The organism is Niallia alba, assembly GCF_012933555.1.
GTDB lineage: Bacteria > Bacillota > Bacilli > Bacillales > Cytobacillaceae > Niallia > Niallia alba.
On sequence record NZ_JABBPK010000001.1, the window covers coordinates 3,834,598 to 3,853,320 of the forward strand.

The 18,723-nt window shown below is 35.2% G+C and carries 20 protein-coding genes and 1 riboswitch; of the genes, 10 read left to right on the forward strand and 10 right to left on the reverse strand.

All coding sequences use genetic code 11. The features are described from left to right. Window positions 1-63: 63 nt before the first annotated feature. The 4 genes from yugI to HHU08_RS18405 form a co-directional block, all read right to left on the reverse strand. On the reverse strand, window positions 64-468 hold the full coding sequence (gene yugI / locus HHU08_RS18390) for a S1 domain-containing post-transcriptional regulator GSP13 (protein WP_169189009.1): 405 nt from the start codon (window positions 466-468) through the stop codon (window positions 64-66). A gap of 246 nt (window positions 469-714) precedes the next feature. After that, window positions 715-1,884, reverse strand: coding sequence for an aminotransferase (locus HHU08_RS18395; RefSeq protein ID WP_016202374.1), 1,170 nt, complete (start codon window positions 1,882-1,884; stop codon window positions 715-717). Beyond that, a complete protein-coding gene (locus tag HHU08_RS18400; protein WP_016202375.1) occupies window positions 1,884-2,384 on the reverse strand; it encodes an Lrp/AsnC family transcriptional regulator in 501 nt (166 codons plus the stop codon). The genes HHU08_RS18395 and HHU08_RS18400 overlap by 1 nt, the downstream gene beginning before the upstream one ends. A 327-nt stretch (window positions 2,385-2,711) precedes the next feature. Further along, window positions 2,712-2,930: a DUF1871 family protein gene (locus HHU08_RS18405; RefSeq protein ID WP_328823038.1), complete on the reverse strand. Its 219-nt coding sequence runs from the start codon at window positions 2,928-2,930 to the stop codon at window positions 2,712-2,714. 216 nt (window positions 2,931-3,146) lie between these two features. Next, window positions 3,147-3,253, forward strand: a riboswitch (SAM riboswitch). A gap of 156 nt (window positions 3,254-3,409) precedes the next feature. On the opposite strand from HHU08_RS18405, the gene HHU08_RS18410 reads away from it, so the two are divergent. The 5 genes from HHU08_RS18410 to HHU08_RS18430 all read left to right on the forward strand — a co-directional run bounded on the left by HHU08_RS18410 (window position 3,410) and on the right by HHU08_RS18430 (window position 8,389). Beyond that, complete coding sequence (locus HHU08_RS18410) at window positions 3,410-4,423, forward strand: methionine ABC transporter ATP-binding protein (RefSeq protein WP_016202377.1); 1,014 nt, start codon at window positions 3,410-3,412, stop codon at window positions 4,421-4,423. After that, window positions 4,413-5,090 carry a methionine ABC transporter permease gene (locus tag HHU08_RS18415; protein WP_016202378.1) on the forward strand — a complete coding sequence of 226 codons (678 nt, stop codon included), beginning with the start codon at window positions 4,413-4,415 and terminating at the stop codon, window positions 5,088-5,090. Before HHU08_RS18410 ends, HHU08_RS18415 begins: the two co-directional genes overlap by 11 nt. Before the next feature lie 29 nt (window positions 5,091-5,119). Continuing rightward, entirely contained in the window at window positions 5,120-5,941 is an 822-nt protein-coding gene (locus HHU08_RS18420; RefSeq protein WP_016202379.1) for a MetQ/NlpA family ABC transporter substrate-binding protein, read from the forward strand. Window positions 5,942-6,188: 247 nt separating this feature from the next. Continuing rightward, window positions 6,189-6,737: a polymer-forming cytoskeletal protein gene (locus tag HHU08_RS18425; protein ID WP_235678825.1), complete on the forward strand. Its 549-nt coding sequence runs from the start codon at window positions 6,189-6,191 to the stop codon at window positions 6,735-6,737. 377 nt (window positions 6,738-7,114) lie between these two features. Next, window positions 7,115-8,389 (forward strand): Nramp family divalent metal transporter, encoded by a 1,275-nt coding sequence (locus tag HHU08_RS18430; RefSeq protein ID WP_169189010.1) that lies wholly within the window; start codon window positions 7,115-7,117, stop codon window positions 8,387-8,389. A 277-nt stretch (window positions 8,390-8,666) separates the two neighbouring features. Here HHU08_RS18430 and HHU08_RS18435 read toward each other — a convergent pair whose 3' ends face one another. The 4 genes from HHU08_RS18435 to HHU08_RS18450 form a co-directional block, all read right to left on the reverse strand. Then, window positions 8,667-8,906, reverse strand: coding sequence for a hypothetical protein (locus HHU08_RS18435; RefSeq protein WP_169189011.1), 240 nt, complete (start codon window positions 8,904-8,906; stop codon window positions 8,667-8,669). A 77-nt stretch (window positions 8,907-8,983) separates the two neighbouring features. Then, entirely contained in the window at window positions 8,984-10,939 is a 1,956-nt protein-coding gene (locus tag HHU08_RS18440; RefSeq protein ID WP_169189012.1) for an insertion element protein, read from the reverse strand. Further along, window positions 10,932-11,183: a hypothetical protein gene (locus HHU08_RS18445; RefSeq protein WP_169189013.1), complete on the reverse strand. Its 252-nt coding sequence runs from the start codon at window positions 11,181-11,183 to the stop codon at window positions 10,932-10,934. Before HHU08_RS18445 ends, HHU08_RS18440 begins: the two co-directional genes overlap by 8 nt. A gap of 287 nt (window positions 11,184-11,470) precedes the next feature. Further along, on the reverse strand, window positions 11,471-11,986 hold the full coding sequence (locus HHU08_RS18450; protein ID WP_016202382.1) for a superoxide dismutase family protein: 516 nt from the start codon (window positions 11,984-11,986) through the stop codon (window positions 11,471-11,473). A 129-nt stretch (window positions 11,987-12,115) separates the two neighbouring features. Here HHU08_RS18450 and HHU08_RS18455 point away from each other — a divergent pair, with 129 nt between their 5' ends. Further along, window positions 12,116-12,505, forward strand: a complete 390-nt coding sequence (locus tag HHU08_RS18455; RefSeq protein ID WP_016202383.1) for a kinase-associated lipoprotein B — start codon at window positions 12,116-12,118, stop codon at window positions 12,503-12,505. A gap of 246 nt (window positions 12,506-12,751) precedes the next feature. On the opposite strand, the gene kapD is transcribed toward HHU08_RS18455, so the two are convergent. Further along, window positions 12,752-13,366, reverse strand: coding sequence for a 3'-5' exonuclease KapD (gene kapD / locus HHU08_RS18460; RefSeq protein WP_101729204.1), 615 nt, complete (start codon window positions 13,364-13,366; stop codon window positions 12,752-12,754). A gap of 316 nt (window positions 13,367-13,682) precedes the next feature. Further along, a complete protein-coding gene (locus HHU08_RS18465) occupies window positions 13,683-13,889 on the reverse strand; it encodes a hypothetical protein (RefSeq protein WP_101729205.1) in 207 nt (68 codons plus the stop codon). A 227-nt stretch (window positions 13,890-14,116) separates the two neighbouring features. Here HHU08_RS18465 and HHU08_RS18470 point away from each other — a divergent pair, with 227 nt between their 5' ends. From HHU08_RS18470 to HHU08_RS18485, 4 genes are read left to right on the forward strand one after another with little or no spacing between them, the layout of a single operon-like run. After that, complete coding sequence (locus tag HHU08_RS18470) at window positions 14,117-16,507, forward strand: Na+/H+ antiporter subunit A (protein ID WP_169189014.1); 2,391 nt, start codon at window positions 14,117-14,119, stop codon at window positions 16,505-16,507. Continuing rightward, window positions 16,494-16,919, forward strand: coding sequence for a Na(+)/H(+) antiporter subunit B (locus HHU08_RS18475; RefSeq protein WP_016202387.1), 426 nt, complete (start codon window positions 16,494-16,496; stop codon window positions 16,917-16,919). Before HHU08_RS18470 ends, HHU08_RS18475 begins: the two co-directional genes overlap by 14 nt. After that, entirely contained in the window at window positions 16,919-17,257 is a 339-nt protein-coding gene (locus HHU08_RS18480) for a Na(+)/H(+) antiporter subunit C (protein ID WP_016202388.1), read from the forward strand. Before HHU08_RS18475 ends, HHU08_RS18480 begins: the two co-directional genes overlap by 1 nt. Further along, window positions 17,250-18,722 (forward strand): Na+/H+ antiporter subunit D, encoded by a 1,473-nt coding sequence (locus HHU08_RS18485; RefSeq protein ID WP_016202389.1) that lies wholly within the window; start codon window positions 17,250-17,252, stop codon window positions 18,720-18,722. The genes HHU08_RS18480 and HHU08_RS18485 overlap by 8 nt, the downstream gene beginning before the upstream one ends. Window position 18,723: the final 1 nt, after the last annotated feature.

Here is an 18,723-nt window from a genome sequence, read left to right on the forward strand (position 1 = left end):
CTTCATCTGATTAATACAAATGAAGTTTAAAGCCATAATGGACAGCCTTTTTATAAATATTAATTATTTTTTAATTAAATCGTTACGGTCGGATTGATCAATCCACTCTTGTAATTTATCTTTTAACGTATTAAAACCTTGTACGTTTTCTGTTTCAACTACAGTAGATGTTTGACGCTTAGGACGAGGTTTTTTTGCTTTAGCAGCTTCCGGTTGTGCAGGTGCTTCTTCTGTTGCACGGATAGAAAGACCAATTTTTCCTGCGTTTTCGTCAATTGAAAGAACTTTAACGTTCACTTCATCTCCAACTTTTAAAAATTCGTTAATATCTTTTACATAACCATGTGTTACTTCAGAGATATGAACTAAACCTTGTGTATTTTCATCCAAAGAAACAAACGCTCCGTAAGGTTGAATACCTGTAACCTTTCCTTTAATAACACTTCCAACTTCGATTTTATCTGACATGAGAACACTCCTAATTGTTTATATTAATTTTTCCTTTTATACGCATTATAAGATTATATCACAATATCGGCATATTTACAAAAGGATTTATTTATTGTATTTATGATTCCCGTTTATCAATTGCATAAACTATGTCTTTAAAGGGATAAAATTAACACAATAAAAAGAGATGTTATAAAGGAAGAACAACAACTTTACGCCAATCAATGAGTTGTTCCACTTATATAAACACCTCTTTTTTACCTATTACGCATATTTATCAACAAAGCGTTTCATCCGTTTCATTGCCTCTTGTAATTGTTGCAAAGAAGTTGCATAAGAACAACGAACATGCCCTTCTCCACTTTCTCCAAATACACTTCCAGGTACAACCGCTACTTTCTCTTCCATCAAAAGCTTTTCAGCAAACGTCTCAGCGTTCATTTTTGTTGCGGTTATATTAGGAAAGGCATAAAAGGCTCCGCCAGGTATATGACAAGTTAACCCCATGTCATTTAATGACTGAACAATAAAATTCCTTCTTCGTCTATAACTTTTCTTCATTTCTTCTACATCGTTTTGACCACTTCTTAATGCCTCAAGTCCAGCATATTGTGCCATTGTTGGGGCACACATTAAACTGTATTGATGAATCTTTAACATCGCTTGGATTAATTCTTCTGGACCGCATACAAAACCTAGTCTCCAGCCTGTCATAGCAAAACCTTTAGAAAAACCCGAAAGAAGAATCGTCCGCTTCCATGCTCCCTCTATCGCCGCTGTACTTGTATATTCTTCATCATAGCAAAGCTCTGCATAAATTTCATCGGATAGAATAAGTAAATCATGTTTTTCTGCAACTGCCACGATTGCTGCAAGCTCTTCTTTGGAAAGTGTTGTTCCAGTTGGATTATTAGGTGAACAAAGCATGATTGCTTTTGTGCGGTCCGTTATAACTTCTTCTAGCTGAAATGGTTTGATTTTAAAATCATTTTCTTTTAAGCTTTGAACCGTAATTGGAACCCCGCCAGCAAGCGTCACTAACGGTGCATAGGAAACAAAACACGGTTCTACAACAATTACTTCTTCTCCTTGATTAAGAATAGCTCGTAAAGCAATATCAATTGCCTGGCTAGCTCCAACCGTAACGATTATTTCGGATGCAGGGTTATATGAAACAAAAAATCTTTTTTGCATATAATGACTAATTTCCTCGCGAAGCTCTAGTAGTCCAGGATTTGCTGTATAAGAGGTATATCCTTGTTCCAACGATAAAATAGCCGCCTCTCTTGTAGACCAGGAAGTTACAAAGTCTGGTTCTCCTACCCCAAGAGAAATTACGCCTTCCATCCCAGAAGCTAAATCAAAAAATCTGCGGATTCCAGATGGCTTCATTTCCTCTACTTTTTGTGCGACATAACTTTTGGTTTGCTTCATTATGGGGACACCACTATTCTTTTATCATCATCGGATGGTTCAAAAATCGTTCCATCATGCTTATATTGTTTTAAAATAAAATGAGTAGTAGTGGAGATAACCGAATCCAGCGTTGAAAGCTTTTCGGAAACAAATCTAGCTACTTCATTCATCGATTTCCCTTCAATAATGACAGATAAATCATATGCACCAGACATTAAATATAATGACTTAACTTCTTTAAAACGATAAATTCTTTGCGCAACCTCATCGAAGCCAACTCCTCTTTTCGGAGTCACTTTGACATCAATCATTGCCGTTACTCCTTCATGGCCTTCTACTTTTGACCAATCTACAATCGATGTATAGCGAACAACCACATTAATTTCTTCTAGTTTCGTGATCATTTCTTTCGTCTTCTCTATATTTTCTCCAATCATTTTTGCTATATCTTCGTCAGAAATCCTCGCATCTTTTTCTAGAATTTCCGCAATTTCAATTTCCTTATCTGTTAATCTCATGTTTATCCTCCTGCTCGCTTGAAATATTCTCATTATACCAAATTATCGCTAAATTCATCGTACTAATTTCATTTTTTGATTCTGTTATTTAAATGATTTTTTCCGCCATAATGAATTAAAAAGGGAACCCCCAACAGGAATGAACATTTAGACTAATCTTTTATATAAACTTACATCTGTAACGTTTTTTTTCCGCCCCCACCACTTATGATAGGGACCTTTACGGGCGAGTTTCACCATCTGACTTCCTCGCTTTTCCGCAGCTTGAGCTCGGGGACTTACTGCCCGTTAAGAGTTGGATAAATGCACAAAAATTCAGTTTTCCCTTTAAAAAGAACAAGAACTACTTCGTTTTACATACATTAGTTTATTTGAGATTGCTAAGCAATTTTCTAATGGAATGACTTCTTCGAAAGAAAATTCATAAATAGCTTGGATAGCATTCGCTAGTTCTTCTTCCGAATCCAAATCATATAAAGCTTGAAGACTGTCCGCAATCTCTGTTTCATAATTCCCCTCACCTATTGAAAATAGGATCCCATTCATTTAATAAACGGATAAATTCTAAATTCATTTCTTGACTATTCATTCGTTGCCACCCTTTGTTCCTGTTTGCTAAAGAACATTCTATCATATATCCCTTTAAAGAACATAAGCGAAAAGAAGGGATTATCGGATAGAATCAGACCGTTTTAAATTGTAAATTTATATTGACAATTCAGTATTTTAGCTTTATTATTCATTTAGTGAAAATTTCATATTTACTTATCAAGAGAGATTGAGGGAACAGGCCCGATGACATCCAGCAACCTCCTTTCCTAAAGGAAGGTGCTAACTCCTGCAGAATGACTTATTCTGAAAGATAAGATCGGTATATATATACGATACTTCTTTCAAATGAAAGAAGTTTTTTTATTTTCCAGATATTTTAAAAAAATATTTCATAAATCTACTTAAAGAAAACGATCTTTTAAAGACGGCATTAAACGAGCAAATGGTTATGCAAAGGGGGATAGTAATTTCTAATGATACAAATAAACGATTTAGTAAAAGTATATAAAACGAAAAAAGACCAAGTCGTAGGCGTTGACCATGTTTCTTTATCCATTAAAAAAGGAGAAATATTCGGAATTGTAGGCTACAGTGGTGCAGGAAAAAGCTCTCTTCTTCGATGTCTCAATTTATTGGAAAAGCCTACAAGCGGCGAAGTTATCATCGATAATATTTCCTTAACAAAATTAAATCAAAAGCAATTAAGAGCTGCCCGGTTAAAAATAGGAATGATTTTTCAACATTTTTATCTTGTAAGTAGTAAAACAGTTTATGAAAATATCGCTTTTGCTTTAAAAGCAGCAAATCTTCCAGCGAAGAAAACTCATGAACGGGTAATAGAATTGCTCGAGATGGTAGGGTTAGCAGATAAAAAAAATGTCTTTCCAGCACAATTAAGCGGTGGACAAAAACAAAGGGTTGGAATTGCTAGGGCACTTGCTAACAATCCAGCAGTACTGCTTTGTGATGAAGCAACTTCAGCACTTGATCCAACAACCACAAAGTCTATTCTTGCATTATTAAAAAGAATTAATAAAGAACTTGGTTTAACTATCGTTCTCATCACCCATGAGATGGAAGTGGTAAAAGATATTTGCGATCGAATGGCTGTAATGGAAGCAGGAAAGGTCATTGAAGAAGGGTCAGTTTATGATATGTTTGCTAATCCGAAGCAGGAGCTTACTAAAAACTTTGTGAACAGCATTCTTCAGTTTGAATTACCAAACCACTTATTAGAGGAAAGAAAAGGAAAAATTATTAAGGTTACCTTTCAGGGACCAATTGCAGAAGAAGGAATTATCTCTGATGCCTTTCAGCACTACAAAGTGAAAGGAAATATTCTACATGGCAAGATTGAATATATCCAAAACAATCCACTTGGTATTTTCATCATGGAATTAACAGGTGAGGACGATGAGATTACAAAAGCGATTCAGTATATTAAAGATCGCACCAAAAACGTGGAGGTGATCCATCATGCCTCTTAGCATTGATTGGAATTATATTATAGAATTACTTCCTGATTTAAATTCTGCTTTTTTTGAAACTTTATATATGGTAGGCATCTCTATTGTTGTGGCCATTATTGTGGGTTTACCGTTAGGAATACTTTTATTTGTTACCGATAAAGGGTTATTTCTAGAAAACCCATTTATTAAAAACATTGTTGGCTTTGCTGTGAATATGGTTCGCTCGATCCCTTTTATTATCTTATTAATAGCTCTTTTACCTTTAGCAAAATGGATTACAAACACAACAATCGGTCCAACTGCGGCTTCCGTTTCTCTATCAGTCGCTGCCATTCCTTTTTTTGCGAGAATAGTAGAACAAGCTCTTCGAGAAATTGATAAAGGGGTTATTGAAGCTTCAGTCGCTATCGGAGCTTCCCCCTTGATGATTATTTGGCAAGTATTAATTCCAGAAGCGAGACCAGGAATCATTCAAGGGATTACTATTACGATAATCAATTTAATAGCCTATTCTGCCATGGCCGGAATAGTCGGCGGCGGCGGTGTTGGCGATCTTGCGATTCAATATGGCTATTATCGTTATGATAATACTGTAATGATTACAACCGTAGTTGTTCTTATCTGTTTAGTTCAAATCATTCAATTTTTCGGAGACAAAATTTCAAAAACATTGGATAAACGTTAAATCGAAATAATACTTTAGGAGGAAAAACAATGAAAAAAATACTTATCGGATTTCTTTTACTACTATCATTTAGTGTACTTAGCGCTTGTGGACAAGAGAAAGACAATGCGGACGCAGGAGAGAAAAAAGAGATTAATATAGGTGCAACTTCTGGCCCTTATGCAGACATGGTAAAAAAAGCAATTAAACCTATTCTTGAAGATAAAGGCTATAAAGTAGAAGTTACAGAGTTTACTGACTATGTGCAACCAAATAATGCATTAGCTGAAGGAAGTATTGATGCGAACCTATTCCAACACAAAATTTATCTGGAATCTTTTGCTGCACAAAATAATTTAGAGTTATCCGAACTAATTTCTGTTCCAACTGCTCCAATGGGCATTTATTCAAATAAATTTGACAGTTTAGAAGCCATTACAGATGGTGCGACAATTGCTATCCCTAATGATCCAACTAATGCAGCTCGTGCCTTCTTAATTTTAGAAGAAGCAGGTTTAATTGAAATTGATTCAGCTGCCGATCCACTTACTGTCTCTGATAAAGATGTAACGAAAAATATTAAAAACTTAAAATTCGAACCAATTGAAGCAGCACAATTACCACGTGCTGTAGACAGTGTAGATTTATCTGCTGTTCCAGGGAACTTCGCACTAGCAGCTAAAATGAATTTATTAGATTCCCTTCAATTAGAAAATATGCTGGACCAATATCGTAACCGTGTTGTTGTTAATACAAAAGATTTAGATACTCCATTTGCTAAAGACATTAAAGCAGCTGTTGAATCAGCAGAGTTTGAAAAAGTAATTGATGAAGAATTTGAAGGCTTTGGGAAACCAGAGTGGATGAAGTAAACAAATATTTGCTCTAACGTAGTAAAGCAAGCTAGACTGAGAAACTCTATCTCAGCCTAGCTTGCTTTTTTCTTATTTTAAATTATTTTTATTTTCTGATTATTAAAATAAAGTCACATTTTTACCTTATTTCTTTCACAAATTGGACACACCTCCCCTCTCTACAACTGCAATGTGTGTGTTAATATAATGTTGTATTGTGAATCCATTCACAGACAATAAAAAAGAACAATTATAGGGGGAACAAATGATGAAAATTACACCAAAAATTTTACTTGCTTCAATCTTAGCAGGAGCGCTTTTAACTGCTTGCGGAAATACAGACACAGAACCAAAAAAAGAAGATAATAAAGCTGAGGATAAAGCTGATGTAGTAACAACTGCTTCTATCGTTAACGAAGCAGATGCATTAGTTAATGGATTAAGTGAAAACGGTACTTGGATTGTTGCAACACTTCAAGATTTAACAGTTGACAGCGATATCGTAGTTGCAGGTGAATTCCACGATAAAGGTGATGCTGCAAATCCACTTTATCGTAAACTTGGTCTTTATACACAAGATGAAGATCATAACATCATTGATTCTTTCACTTTAACTGCTCCTAAAATGACAGTACAAAGTGAAAACTTCAAAATTCAAGGTGGTACATTTGTTGGTGATGTTTATGTAGAAGCTAACGGATTTACTGTAGACGCAACTGCAAAAGTTGATGGTAATGTATACTACAAGAGCGATGAATTCAAAGCATCTGCTGTAATTGATGGAGAAGTAACTGGTGAACAAGAAGTACAATAATAGCCTATAAACCTAGCTGAAACTCAGCTAGGTTTTTTTATTTTATTTTTTCATCCTTCTTCCTCTCCTCCTACAAAAAAATCTTCCCATATTATTCTCTATTTAAAGAAAACTTCCATCATTGGGAGGTTTCCCTTATCCCTATCTGATGATTAGTGTCCCTTATGGGCGAGTTTCAACGTCTAAGCCTAGCCTCCTCTATTTTCTACAGCTTGAGGCAGGAATCTTCCTGCCCGTTAAGAATAGGATAAATTCACAAAATTTCTCCTAACTTATTTAACACAAATAGATTGACAATTTTCTAATTTAGGAATATCTTTTATATAAAAGTTGCATTAGAGAAACTTTTTAAACCAAAGTAAAATCAGGTGAGAAAAATGGGAAGAAACCAATCAATAGAAGGTACCCCTTCTAGATCAGCAAAAAGTATTTTAAATGGGGAAGTTAAAGGTCTAAAAAGAATCCTTCCCTTTTTAGGTCCAGCATTCATTGCAGCGATTGCATACATTGATCCAGGAAATTTCGCAACGAATATTGCTGCTGGATCAAAATACGGCTATTTATTATTATGGGTAATTCTATTTTCCAATATTATGGCATTAGTCATTCAATCATTATCAGCAAAATTAGGAATTGCTACAGGCAAAAACTTAGCTGAAGTAGCTAGAGAAGAATTTCCAAAACCAGTTTCTATCGGTTTGTGGATACAAGGTGAACTTGTTATTATGGCAACTGATTTAGCAGAATTTATTGGGGCTGCACTTGGTATCTACCTCCTTTTTGGCATTCCTCTATTGGAGGCTAGTCTAATTGCAGCTGTCGGGTCTTTTGCTATTCTTGAATTACAAAGACGAGGCTATCGATCCCTAGAAGCGGGAATTACCGGCATGTTATTCATTGTTGTCCTTTCATTTATCGTACAAATGTTCTTTGCGAAGCCGGATGTTCCATCTTTACTTCACGGATTATTTACCCCTCAATTTGATGGAATGGATAGTGTTATTTTAGCAGCAGGAATCCTTGGCGCAACTGTTATGCCCCATGCTATTTACTTACATTCTGCATTAACACAAAAAAGAATTGTTGGGGAAACAGATAAAGAGAAAAAGCAAATTTTCCGCTTTGAATTTATCGATATTCTCATTGCCATGTTGATTGCAGGTTTTATTAACGGAGCGATATTGATCGTTTCTAGTGCATTATTTCATAAGAATGGATTATTTGTGGAAGATTTAGATATAGCTTTTAACTATTTCGGACAATTAGTTAGCCCCCTTTCAGCCATTCTATTTGGATTGGGATTATTAATAGCCGGATTATCTAGCTCATCTGTGGGTACAATGTCCGGTGATGTGATTATGCAAGGGTTTATCCATTTTCGTATTCCATTATATGTTAGAAGATTTATTACAATGGTACCGCCAATTGCTATCATAGCACTCGGAATTAATCCAACGACTGCACTTGTTGCAAGTCAAGTAACCTTATCGTTTGGAATTGGTTTTGCTCTTATTCCACTAATAATGTTTACTAGTTCAAAACGTATCATGGGAAATCTAGTTAACACGAAATGGATTACGGTTATTTCATGGATAATGGCTATTTTAATTGTCGCATTAAACCTCTTTATTCTTGTTCAAACATTTCAGTAATGACATAGAAAATATTTTAAAAACTATTTTTATAAAGTTTGATGCAAGTAACTCGTAGCATGAGTAGTAATTGCCGCTATCGAAAACATTTTTCCAGAAAAAAACAAAGAAAAGACGGGAGACTCAAGAGTAACGGGTTCGGTTTTGAAGTACAAAATTTAAATTAACAATAAAAAAAACGTACCGATTAACACATTTTTCAACCGATAATTATCAGTTAAATTAGCATTAAAAATCGCCAAAAGAGGGATGGAAACCATCCCTCTTTTAATGTTATTTATGCTCTTTTCTTACTTCGCCAAAATACTATTGTGAGTATAAGAAGTAGAATTGGTATAAACCCAATTAGCCTCAATCCGTTTTCTGCACCAAGAAAGTAATAAGCGACTGGTAGGAACGTTACAGAACTGATAAGCATTGATACCCAAGACCGCTTTACTAATCCAATTAGTAATGTAATTATTGAAACCCCGAAGGAGACCTGCCAAAGAAAAACAATCCAATTGAATGTATCCAACACTCCTCACCCCTTTATGATTTATATTATAATTTTAACATATATTTCCACTATCCTTTGATAACTTTTCAGAATATTTATCTTAGATAAATAATGTCGTTTAATTCATATTGTTTTTTAGCTATTCCTAATCGTTGAGCAGGTGTAGCGATTGTTTCAGTTTTTCCTTCCTTTGTCTTATAAGCCAAACAGAAATTGTAATAAGTCCGAAGGATGGTTAAAGCCATTTGAGCATACTTTGGATTGAAGTTTGAGTAAATATAGCTCTTTCCATCGCCACGAGCCGTTGTCAGTGGTCTTTCTAAAATGGATAACCTTCTCCGAATGTGTTGAATGAAGGTGTTCGTGGCATTATCATTCACATTTACAATTAATGCCGCAACATCTTTTGCCTCAAGAAAGGAGACATCCGTTGTGCAATCAACTGACCGAAACCCTCTGTCAGGTGTAGCTAAAGGATGTTCAATTGGATTATCGGCATACTCGTTATGGGAACTCACCCCATCTGATTCGACTTTATGGAATTTGTGAGTTTCAAATAATTCCGTAAGGTATAGATATGCCAATTTGCGTAAAGAATTTGTTCCTATATCCCTTACTGAGCCCCACTCCAATAAATTCGCTTTTGCCTCCTTAAATTCCTCATAGGCTTTCTTGCGAGATTTGGTCTTATCCGTTTGGCATAAAAAATGGTGTCCATCTGTACGGCGAATTTCCTGCGAAAATACACGATGGATGGAGTTGATTAATGATTTATCATCATCGGTGACAAAACGCCATTCAGAAGTCTTTACAAGCTGTTTAATCAACCAAAAATGAGCGATAGTGGTGTAGGCTGCCTGAACGTGCAGTCCGTCAATATATTTCTCCCGACGTTCTATTTTAAGCAGTTCTTTATGGTAATCCGATTGTGTTTGTGTATCATTTTTAGATGGTGGCATTGGGAAATGAGAATATGCATCAAACCGAGCGTGTTTTTTAGCAAATAAGTTTAAATGGTCTTCTTTCAACAATGCCGTATCAAGGGCAATGTCACTTAAGGTAATATCCCAATCATATGCCACATCACATCGAAACACATACCTGGAGAGAACATCAGCGGAAATAACTACACTTGTTGGTAGTTGAAGTTCCTCGATTCCATCAAATTGAGAACTGCCTTGCCCCTTTTTGCGGACATTATTTAAATAATAGGTCATCTTATCCGTATTCAACCACATTTTCTTGAATTCAGCGTTTATTAAAGGCTTGGTTTCGTGTTTTTCTAGAAACTCCAAACACCTTCGGTATAAGATTTCGAGCTTATCATAATAAGTACCTCTGCCAATCCCTAAGATTTCACAGGTTCTACTCACTGGCGTTCGATTAAGCAGGAGTTTAGCAAATAACGGCATTATCTCGCTTCTTTTCTGGTGGTAGGTGGATGATTGCCTTTGGTTTGGGAGCACATTGGTAAACTTCTTACACTCCTTACATTGGTATCGTTGAGAGTTAGCCGTACTTTTTCCTCTTTTATAGAAAGTTTTTGGTTCGATAAAAGGGGTTAAATCAGAAGCAATACACCCTTCCTTATGAAAATCATAATCTGGTTCAATATCCTCAACCGTTTGAATACGGACCAATCGTTCAATTTCTTCCGCCACAGACCAATTCGAAACAACATAAGTCCTAGAGTCCAAAACTGCACCGTATCCTATTTTGATGGGGTCTGGATTACAATTTAATGATTTATCATCACCCGCACCAGAAAGTTTATATCGGCTCGGTTTACCCTTTACATCAAACTTCTCTTGAGGCAAACCGAACCACTTACAATAAGGATTGAGGCAATGATTGTACTGGAATTGGAGTAGTTGTCCATTCCAAGTTAACTCAGCAGGTTTAAATAACAACTCTTTATATTTTGTGCCAAACTGTTTTGGTGTGAGTTTGTCGTAATCTTTCAAACGGTTCGTTAGCTCCTCGTTTGACAAAGGGGAATGGACAATAACAGGATTATCATCTTTAGTAGCTAACCGTTTTAACTTAGCCAATTACATCCTCCTCCAATGAATGTTCCAATTCTAATTGTTTCACGATACGGCGATTATTTCGCTTCTTTTCAATCCAACCAATGAAATCTTTGTCTTCAAGGATGTTCAACAAGAACTTATCAACAATTTCACTTTCGCTGTATTCCGTATATTCGGCATAGTATTTAACAATGGCTCTGGTCCGTTCTGACAACAGCCAATCGACTTTTTCAACATTCTTGTTTTTCGGTTTAATAAAGTTCATCCTTGTTTCACCTCTATATTTGACATCAATTTTAGCAATTATTTTGGGATACATTTTAGCATACTTTTCGAATGTATGACATTAGCTATTGTCTTCCTGTTAATTAGTATGCTAATTTATGTGCTATTTTATACGTCAATTGCGATTAAACCCTTTTAAATCAACAAAAATAAAAGGTTCAAATCATATGCGATTTGAACCTAAAATTGATATGCTATTTAAGTTTTTGTACTCTTAATCCGAACCCGTTAACTCAAGAGTCGCCTGTCTTTTTTCTTCACCAAGAACTATTTCTTCTTAATTGCTCCACACGCAATTCTTTCCCCAGAATCGCCTGCTGGTTGAGTCATTCCATCATCTTGTTGTTCAGTAATAACAATAGACGTCCCATCCTTTGTAAACAATGATGTTTTTCCATCTCTAAGAGTTACCTGTGGTGCCATTAGCTCAGCTTTTACTGTTCCATCTTCCTTTACTAGGATATTGGGCAAATCACCAGCATGGGCACCTTCTGGGTGAAGTAAACCATGTTCTTTATTATCTGGATTGAAGTGATTACCTGCAGATTGGAAATCAGGAGCATCACATTTATTCGTCTCATGTATATGAATACCATGGATCCCTGGAGTTAAACCTTTTAAATTTAAAGATAATTTTACTCCCTTAGACTGTTCTTGTAGCTCAATTGTTCCTAAAGAGTCTCCAACATCATTAAACATTTCTACCTCTAATTTCGTCACTTCACCTTCCGCACAGCCGGTTAGGAAAAGGGTTATAAATGCCAATAAACTCAGTTTTTTCATCTTTTTTCCTCCATGGACGGTTTGGTATTATTATTTGAAAAAGCCTTCATTATTATACAGCTCTTCTCGTTTATCATATACAGTCTATTTGTGATACTATAAAAGGAAATAATACTTGGAGGGATTTGATTGTCAGAACTATCTATCGGTTCTATCGTAACCGCCTTTTATAAAACAGGAAAATACATCGGAGAAATTACGGAAATCCGTCCTCAGAGTTATTTAGTACGAGTTCTTGCAGTCTTAAAGCATCCGATGCAAGGTGATTTGCATCAGCCGAAAGAAGCAATGGTTGAAATATTCCATGAAAGAAAAGCTCTTTCTTATCGGGAACAGATGAATGCTCCAAAGAAAATGGTCAAACTGTATAAAGAGGATTCAATCCCTTCTTATAATGAATCATTACAAGTTGCCTTAGAAAAAATGCGCCAAGAACTCCAAGCAGACGAGTCTGCATTCGCTATTCAAAGTATGAAAAATTTAGACATACTAAATACGGAATACTATAAGCTACCTTAAAATGCATGTGAACAAAGGCTATTTTCTAAAAGATTGTTGTTTTTTCAACAGGAGAAAAGAATTAGTTGGAAAATAGAGCAGTCGGAATACACGTAGACTGCTGTGGGATTAGCGAGACATTCTACGACCCCGGAGGCGAAGCGCGAGCCCAATGGAAAGCGAAGTGTATTCCGGCTGCGGGTAATAGCAACAAACTTTACGAAAATAGCCTAAACAGAAAAGACGAAGATTGACCTCTTCGTCTTTTTAGGCAAACTTATTCAGTAATTTGGACATATCAATTAAATCTCCAATAGTTGGTTGATTTGATTTGCCCATATATTTCTTGTCTTGTTCAACTAGTCTAAAAATATGATAGGTGGTTAAAGCATCATCTAGTGCCCGGTGATGTTTTCCAGTTCCTTCTCTTCCATACTCCCTAACCGCTTTCCATAAACCAGTTTGGTTTTTATCACCGAAAAAACGCTTATATTCCATCGATAAATCCACTTCTTTACATGACACGATAAAGGGAAGCTGTGCCTTTTGACAATTGTCCTTAAGCACTTTCATATCCATGTTTCCCCATGTAACAATGATATTTTGGTATCCTCCGCAAATTGTTTCAAGCTTTTTCATTAAATCATACAAAGATATCCCGTTATTGACTTGTTCTTGTGAAATATGTAGAAAAGATTTGCATCTCCTTGAAAGTGTTGAAAACTTACGGGGTACAACGTAAGACGAAAACTGTTCCCTTATTGAATCACCTACAACAGCGACAATACCTACTTCAATAATTTCTGGATAAAACCCCTTAAACTTACTACTTTTCTCCGGCATGGTGAATTCAAAGTCAATAAATAAATGTTGCTTTTCCATTCTTTCACCTTCTTTTTCATCAATATTTCACATGATCGCGTGTTCAATTTGTTCTTTCTTTTCAAAAATAATTCCAAACTATGTTTCTTCACACAAGCTGGTTTCCCTTATTTATCTATCTATATTATAACAGAATATCACTTAACCTTTTTAATTTTCTGTATTTTTTCACTGTGTTTTTTGGAGAGAAAAAAGCTTTGTTTTTATCACATAGTTAAGCAAAAACATTTCTCTTCCTGCACATATTTTTATCTCACCGGTAAAACATAAAAAAGAGACAAATCCTTATGTAAGGCTGTCCCTCTTTTTCAAACCATTATTCTACTGCCATTTTCCGGATATATTCTCTTGGCTCAAATGGAATCATTGTTTCTTCGAGAATAAGAGAGTCGTCTTCTTCTATTAATAGGAGCTCCGTTAATGAATAAAACTCCCTTTTTTGAAAATCATTCAAGAAGATTCCTACTAAAAGACAAAGAGAAAATATACAAATAGACATCCATATCTTTGCTTTCATATGCATGTTTATAACCACCTCATCATTAGTTTGAGCAAAAAGGTGGTTATTTTACACCAAAAAGCAAAAAAAATTTTCCCGTTTTTTGACCGGTTTCTTCCTATTTAATAGCAAAGTTTATCGCCCAATATATTTCATGTTTCCTCTGTGCACAGTCATTTTTTTTGCGTTATACTTTAATATATTCATTCATTATCAAGCGACTTTTTCAGATTAATTAAGGAGGGTTTAATTTGTCTATTCTTCATTGGGCTGTACTTGCGCCTTTTATATACACCCTATTGATTCCTATCACATACAAACTTTTGAAAAGGGTACATACAGGATGGTTCGTACTTCCACTTCCAATTCTACTATTTGTTTATTTTTCCAGTAATATTGGGACAACCTCCAGTTTACAGGCAAAAATAGCATCAATCCCTTGGATCCCATCATTAGGAATTGATTTCGCAGTAAAATTAGACGGTCTTGGGATGCTTTTCTCCTTATTAATAGCTGGAATCGGTTCACTTGTTATTTTATATTCCATCTATTACTTAGATAAAGATAAAGAAAAGCTTAATCAATTCTACGTGTATCTTCTCTTTTTCATGGGAGCTATGCTTGGAGTCGTATTATGCGATAATTTGATTGTTTTATATATGTTTTGGGAAATTACAAGTATCTCTTCGTTTCTTTTAATAGGTTTTTGGAATAACCGAAGTAACTCTCGATATGGAGCAATTAAATCGATGGTTATTACTGTATTTGGTGGTCTTTCCTTATTAGCTGGAATTGTACTCCTATATTTAATGACAGGGTCATTCAATATTTCAGAAATTATTACTTCTGTTCAACAAAACTCTATTATCTCTCATCCTTTATTTATGTTAGGGATGATTTGTATCTTACTAGGAGCATTTACAAAATCTGCTCAATTCCCATTCCATATTTGGTTGCCGGATGCGATGGAAGCTCCAACTCCAGTCAGCAGCTATTTGCATTCAGCTACGATGGTTAAGGCGGGAATTTATCTTATTGCCCGTTTAAGTCCTGTTTTTGCAGTATCTGGTTATTGGCTTTGGATTGTATCACTTATCGGGATTATTACCCTATTGTACGGATCATTTCTTGCCGTAAAACAAGTAGACCTAAAAGGACTTCTTGCATACTCAACAATCAGTCAGCTCGGAATGATTATGTCTTTACTAGGGATTGGTGCTGCAGGTGTTCATTATGACAATGAAAGTATTTATTATATCGCAACAGCTGCGGCAGTCTTTCATCTTGTCAATCATGCAACCTTTAAAGGTAGTTTATTTATGATGGCTGGGATTGTTGACCACGAAACAGGTACAAGAGATATTCGTCGTTTGGGCGGCCTTATGAAAATTATGCCGATCACATTTGCTATTGCATTGATTGGTTCGCTATCAATGGCTGGTATCCCACCATTGAACGGATTCCTTAGTAAGGAAATGTTCTTTGCGAGCATGTTGAATATTCGTGATTTCAATATGTTTCATTTAGATACTTGGGGAGTTCTATTACCAATCATCGCTTGGGTTGGTAGTATCTTTACATTCGTATATAGTATGATTCTTGTATTTAAGACTTTTACCGGAAAATATCAACCAGAAAAATTATCTACTAAGCCACATGAAGCACCAATGGGAATGTTAATTTCACCAATTATATTAGTATCTCTTGTTGTGATTTTCGGGTTATTTCCCGGGGTATTATCTAATACTATTCTATCCCCTGCCATTACATCTATTTATGGTGGAGGCGTTTATGATTTGCATATCTATCATTGGCATGGATTCCAACCAGAATTATTTATGACAATTGGCGTTATCGTTTTTGGAACAATCCTTTATTTATCAGTGACGAAATGGTCTGTTATTTATCAAGCTATTCCTGTTGTTTGGAATCGGATATATGATTGGTTATTTGGAGAAACAGAAAATACATTTAACAAACTGACGAATAAATATATGACTGGTTCCCTTCGTACCTATTTGATTTATATCTTTTCTTTCTTTACCCTTATCCTTTTTTATACTTTATTTGCGAAGGATGGATTTAAAATAGACACTTCCCTACTAGCACCAATTGGAGGATATGAAGCTGTTCTATCGCTTGTTCTTGTTATTTCGACTATAGCGATATTGTTCTCTAAATCACGTTTGACCTCTATTATTCTTTTAGGTGCAGTCGGTTATACCGTTTCTTTATTCTATGTAGTATTTCGAGCACCTGACCTTGCGTTAACTCAATTGGTCATTGAAACAGTTTCTGTCGCTTTATTTTTACTATGTTTTTATCATTTACCTAGAAACGCAAGGAAAAAGGAAAGTATTCCTTTCAAAATATCAAATGCAGTAATTTCTGTGCTAGTAGGGCTGGTTGTAATGCTGATTGCCATTGCCTCTTATAGCACAAAATTATTCGATTCCATTTCTCCATATTATGTGGATAATACCTATATTAAAGCGGCAGGAGAAAATATGGTCAATGTTATCTTAGTTGATTTCAGAGGATTTGATACTCTCTTTGAAATTACAGTACTAGCTATTGCTGCAATTGGTATTTATTCGATGATAACCTTAAGAATGGGCGGAAAGAAAAATGAAAATAAATAATTTAGTTTTACAAACGATTACTAAAGTCATTGTCTTTTTAATACTCCTATACTCTGTTGATCTCTTTTTTGCTGGACATTATACACCAGGTGGAGGATTTATCGGTGGATTAATGGCAAGTGGAGCGATTGTTTTATTACTTATTGCTTACGATTTAAAATTTGTGAAGAAAATCTTCCCTGTAAATTTTATTTACGTTACCGCAATAGGACTGTTAATAAGCTTTTTAACAGGAATGATTGCTGTACTTTCTAACAAACCATTTTTAACCCATTTTTTTAATAAACATGTGCACCTACCTTTATTAGGAGAAACGTCTCTTCATACTGCTGCATTATTTGACTTGGGTGTTTTCTTAGTAGTAGTTGGCGTTACAATGACCATTATTCAAACGATTGGAGAGGATGACTAATGGAATTTTTAATGGCATTCATCATCGGCATTCTATTTATGTGTGCAACGTATTTAATTCTTTCTAAGAGTCTTTTACGAATTATTATTGGAACAGGACTCTTGAGCCACGGGGTTCATTTATTATTATTAACGATGGGCGGATTAAAAAAAGGTGCTGCCCCTCTCTTAGGACAGCATGCAGAAAGGTATACTGATCCATTACCCCAAGCATTAATATTAACTGCCATTGTTATTAGCTTTGGAGTTACATCTTTCTTGTTAGTGCTCGCATACAGAACTTATCAGGAATTAGGAACGGATAATATGGAGAAGTTGAGAGGGAAAAAGTATGATTAATCTAATTCTACTTCCAATTTTAATTCCTTTATTTATGGGAATTATCTTGATTTTCTTTCATAAGAAAATCATTTTACAACGCATTTTTTCCTTGTTGAGTACTAGTACTTGCATTATTGTTGCACTATTTATGATTGATAAAATTAAAAATGCAGGAATTCAAACAGTTAATTTAAGTAATTGGGATGCACCGTTTGGGATAACGATTGTATCAGATATGGTATCAGCGCTTCTTGTGTTAACAACAAACATTATCGCATTCTGCTGCATCCTCTATTCTTTTAAAGGAATCGATAGCGAGAGAGAAAATTACTTTTATTACTCCATGATTCAATTTCTTTTAGTCGGTGTTATTGGTGCTTTTTCTACGGGGGATATTTTTAACCTGTTTGTCTTCTTTGAAGTGATGTTAATGGCTTCCTATGTACTACTTGTGCTTGGAAATACCAAAATACAGTTAAGAGAAACAGTAAAATATATTATTATAAATGTTGTCGCTTCAGCACTCTTTGTTATTGCAGTTGCTTATCTTTATTCTGTTGTTGGTACTTTAAATATGGCGTTTATTTCAGAGAGAATCAGTGGATTGGGTGATACTGGAATATTAACCGTTATTGCGGTCTTGTTTTTAATTGTTTTCGGACTAAAAGGCGCGATTTTCCCATTATTCTTCTGGCTTCCAGGATCTTATAACGCCGCTCCAATACCGATACTTGCATTATTTGGAGCTTTATTAACGAAGGTTGGCGTTTATTCAATTGCTAGAACATACTCCCTATTCTTTTACGAGGATTCATATGTCTTTGCGTTATTAGGCACTCTTGCTCTTATTACGATCATTTTAGGGGCTATCGGTTCCATTGCTTATAATGATGTAAAGAAAATAATTATCTATAATATTGTTACGGCGATTGGCGTTATTTTATTTGGATTCTCGACATTTAATACAGCTTCACTAACTGGAGCGATTTTTTATCTGATACACGACATGATTATTAAAGGAGCTCTATTCTTATTAATCGGAATCATAATTTATATTACCGGAACTAGTAATTTAAAATCTATGAGTGGATTAATAAAGAGATATCCTCTACTTGCTTGGACATTCTTTATTGCAGCACTTGGGCTAGCGGGAATTCCGCCATTAAGTGGATTTGTCGGTAAATTACTCATTATCCAAGGGGCTTTTGAAGAAAGTAATTATATTGGTGGCTTTATTATTGTTCTATCTAGTCTCCTCGTATTACTTTCTGTTATCAAGATTTTTGTTAAAGCATTTTGGGGAGATGAATCAGATAATGTTACGAAAAAGCCTATAAAGACACTTTTATTCCCTGGCTGTATACTAGTTCTTCTTTCCTTCCTTATAGGCATTGGAGTAGAGATGCTTTTACCATATATTTCTCTAGCTGCTGAGAGCCTGTTGCAACCGGAAAACTACATACATGCCGTATTAAAGGAGTGAT

Coding starts and splice junctions, on each gene's coding strand:
- HHU08_RS18465 (WP_101729205.1), bottom strand. CDS start 13,889: ATGCATATGAAAGCAAAGATATGGATGTCTATTTGTATATTTTCTCTT.
- HHU08_RS18410 (WP_016202377.1), top strand. CDS start 3,410: ATGATACAAATAAACGATTTAGTAAAAGTATATAAAACGAAAAAAGAC.
- HHU08_RS18405 (WP_328823038.1), bottom strand. CDS start 2,930: ATGAATGGGATCCTATTTTCAATAGGTGAGGGGAATTATGAAACAGAG.
- HHU08_RS18480 (WP_016202388.1), top strand. CDS start 16,919: ATGGAATTTTTAATGGCATTCATCATCGGCATTCTATTTATGTGTGCA.
- HHU08_RS18485 (WP_016202389.1), top strand. CDS start 17,250: ATGATTAATCTAATTCTACTTCCAATTTTAATTCCTTTATTTATGGGA.
- HHU08_RS18395 (WP_016202374.1), bottom strand. CDS start 1,884: ATGAAGCAAACCAAAAGTTATGTCGCACAAAAAGTAGAGGAAATGAAG.
- yugI (WP_169189009.1), bottom strand. CDS start 468: ATGTCAGATAAAATCGAAGTTGGAAGTGTTATTAAAGGAAAGGTTACA.
- HHU08_RS18445 (WP_169189013.1), bottom strand. CDS start 11,183: ATGAACTTTATTAAACCGAAAAACAAGAATGTTGAAAAAGTCGATTGG.
- HHU08_RS18400 (WP_016202375.1), bottom strand. CDS start 2,384: ATGAGATTAACAGATAAGGAAATTGAAATTGCGGAAATTCTAGAAAAA.
- HHU08_RS18415 (WP_016202378.1), top strand. CDS start 4,413: ATGCCTCTTAGCATTGATTGGAATTATATTATAGAATTACTTCCTGAT.
- HHU08_RS18475 (WP_016202387.1), top strand. CDS start 16,494: ATGAAAATAAATAATTTAGTTTTACAAACGATTACTAAAGTCATTGTC.
- HHU08_RS18420 (WP_016202379.1), top strand. CDS start 5,120: ATGAAAAAAATACTTATCGGATTTCTTTTACTACTATCATTTAGTGTA.
- HHU08_RS18450 (WP_016202382.1), bottom strand. CDS start 11,986: ATGAAAAAACTGAGTTTATTGGCATTTATAACCCTTTTCCTAACCGGC.
- kapD (WP_101729204.1), bottom strand. CDS start 13,366: ATGGAAAAGCAACATTTATTTATTGACTTTGAATTCACCATGCCGGAG.
- HHU08_RS18425 (WP_235678825.1), top strand. CDS start 6,189: ATGATGAAAATTACACCAAAAATTTTACTTGCTTCAATCTTAGCAGGA.
- HHU08_RS18430 (WP_169189010.1), top strand. CDS start 7,115: ATGGGAAGAAACCAATCAATAGAAGGTACCCCTTCTAGATCAGCAAAA.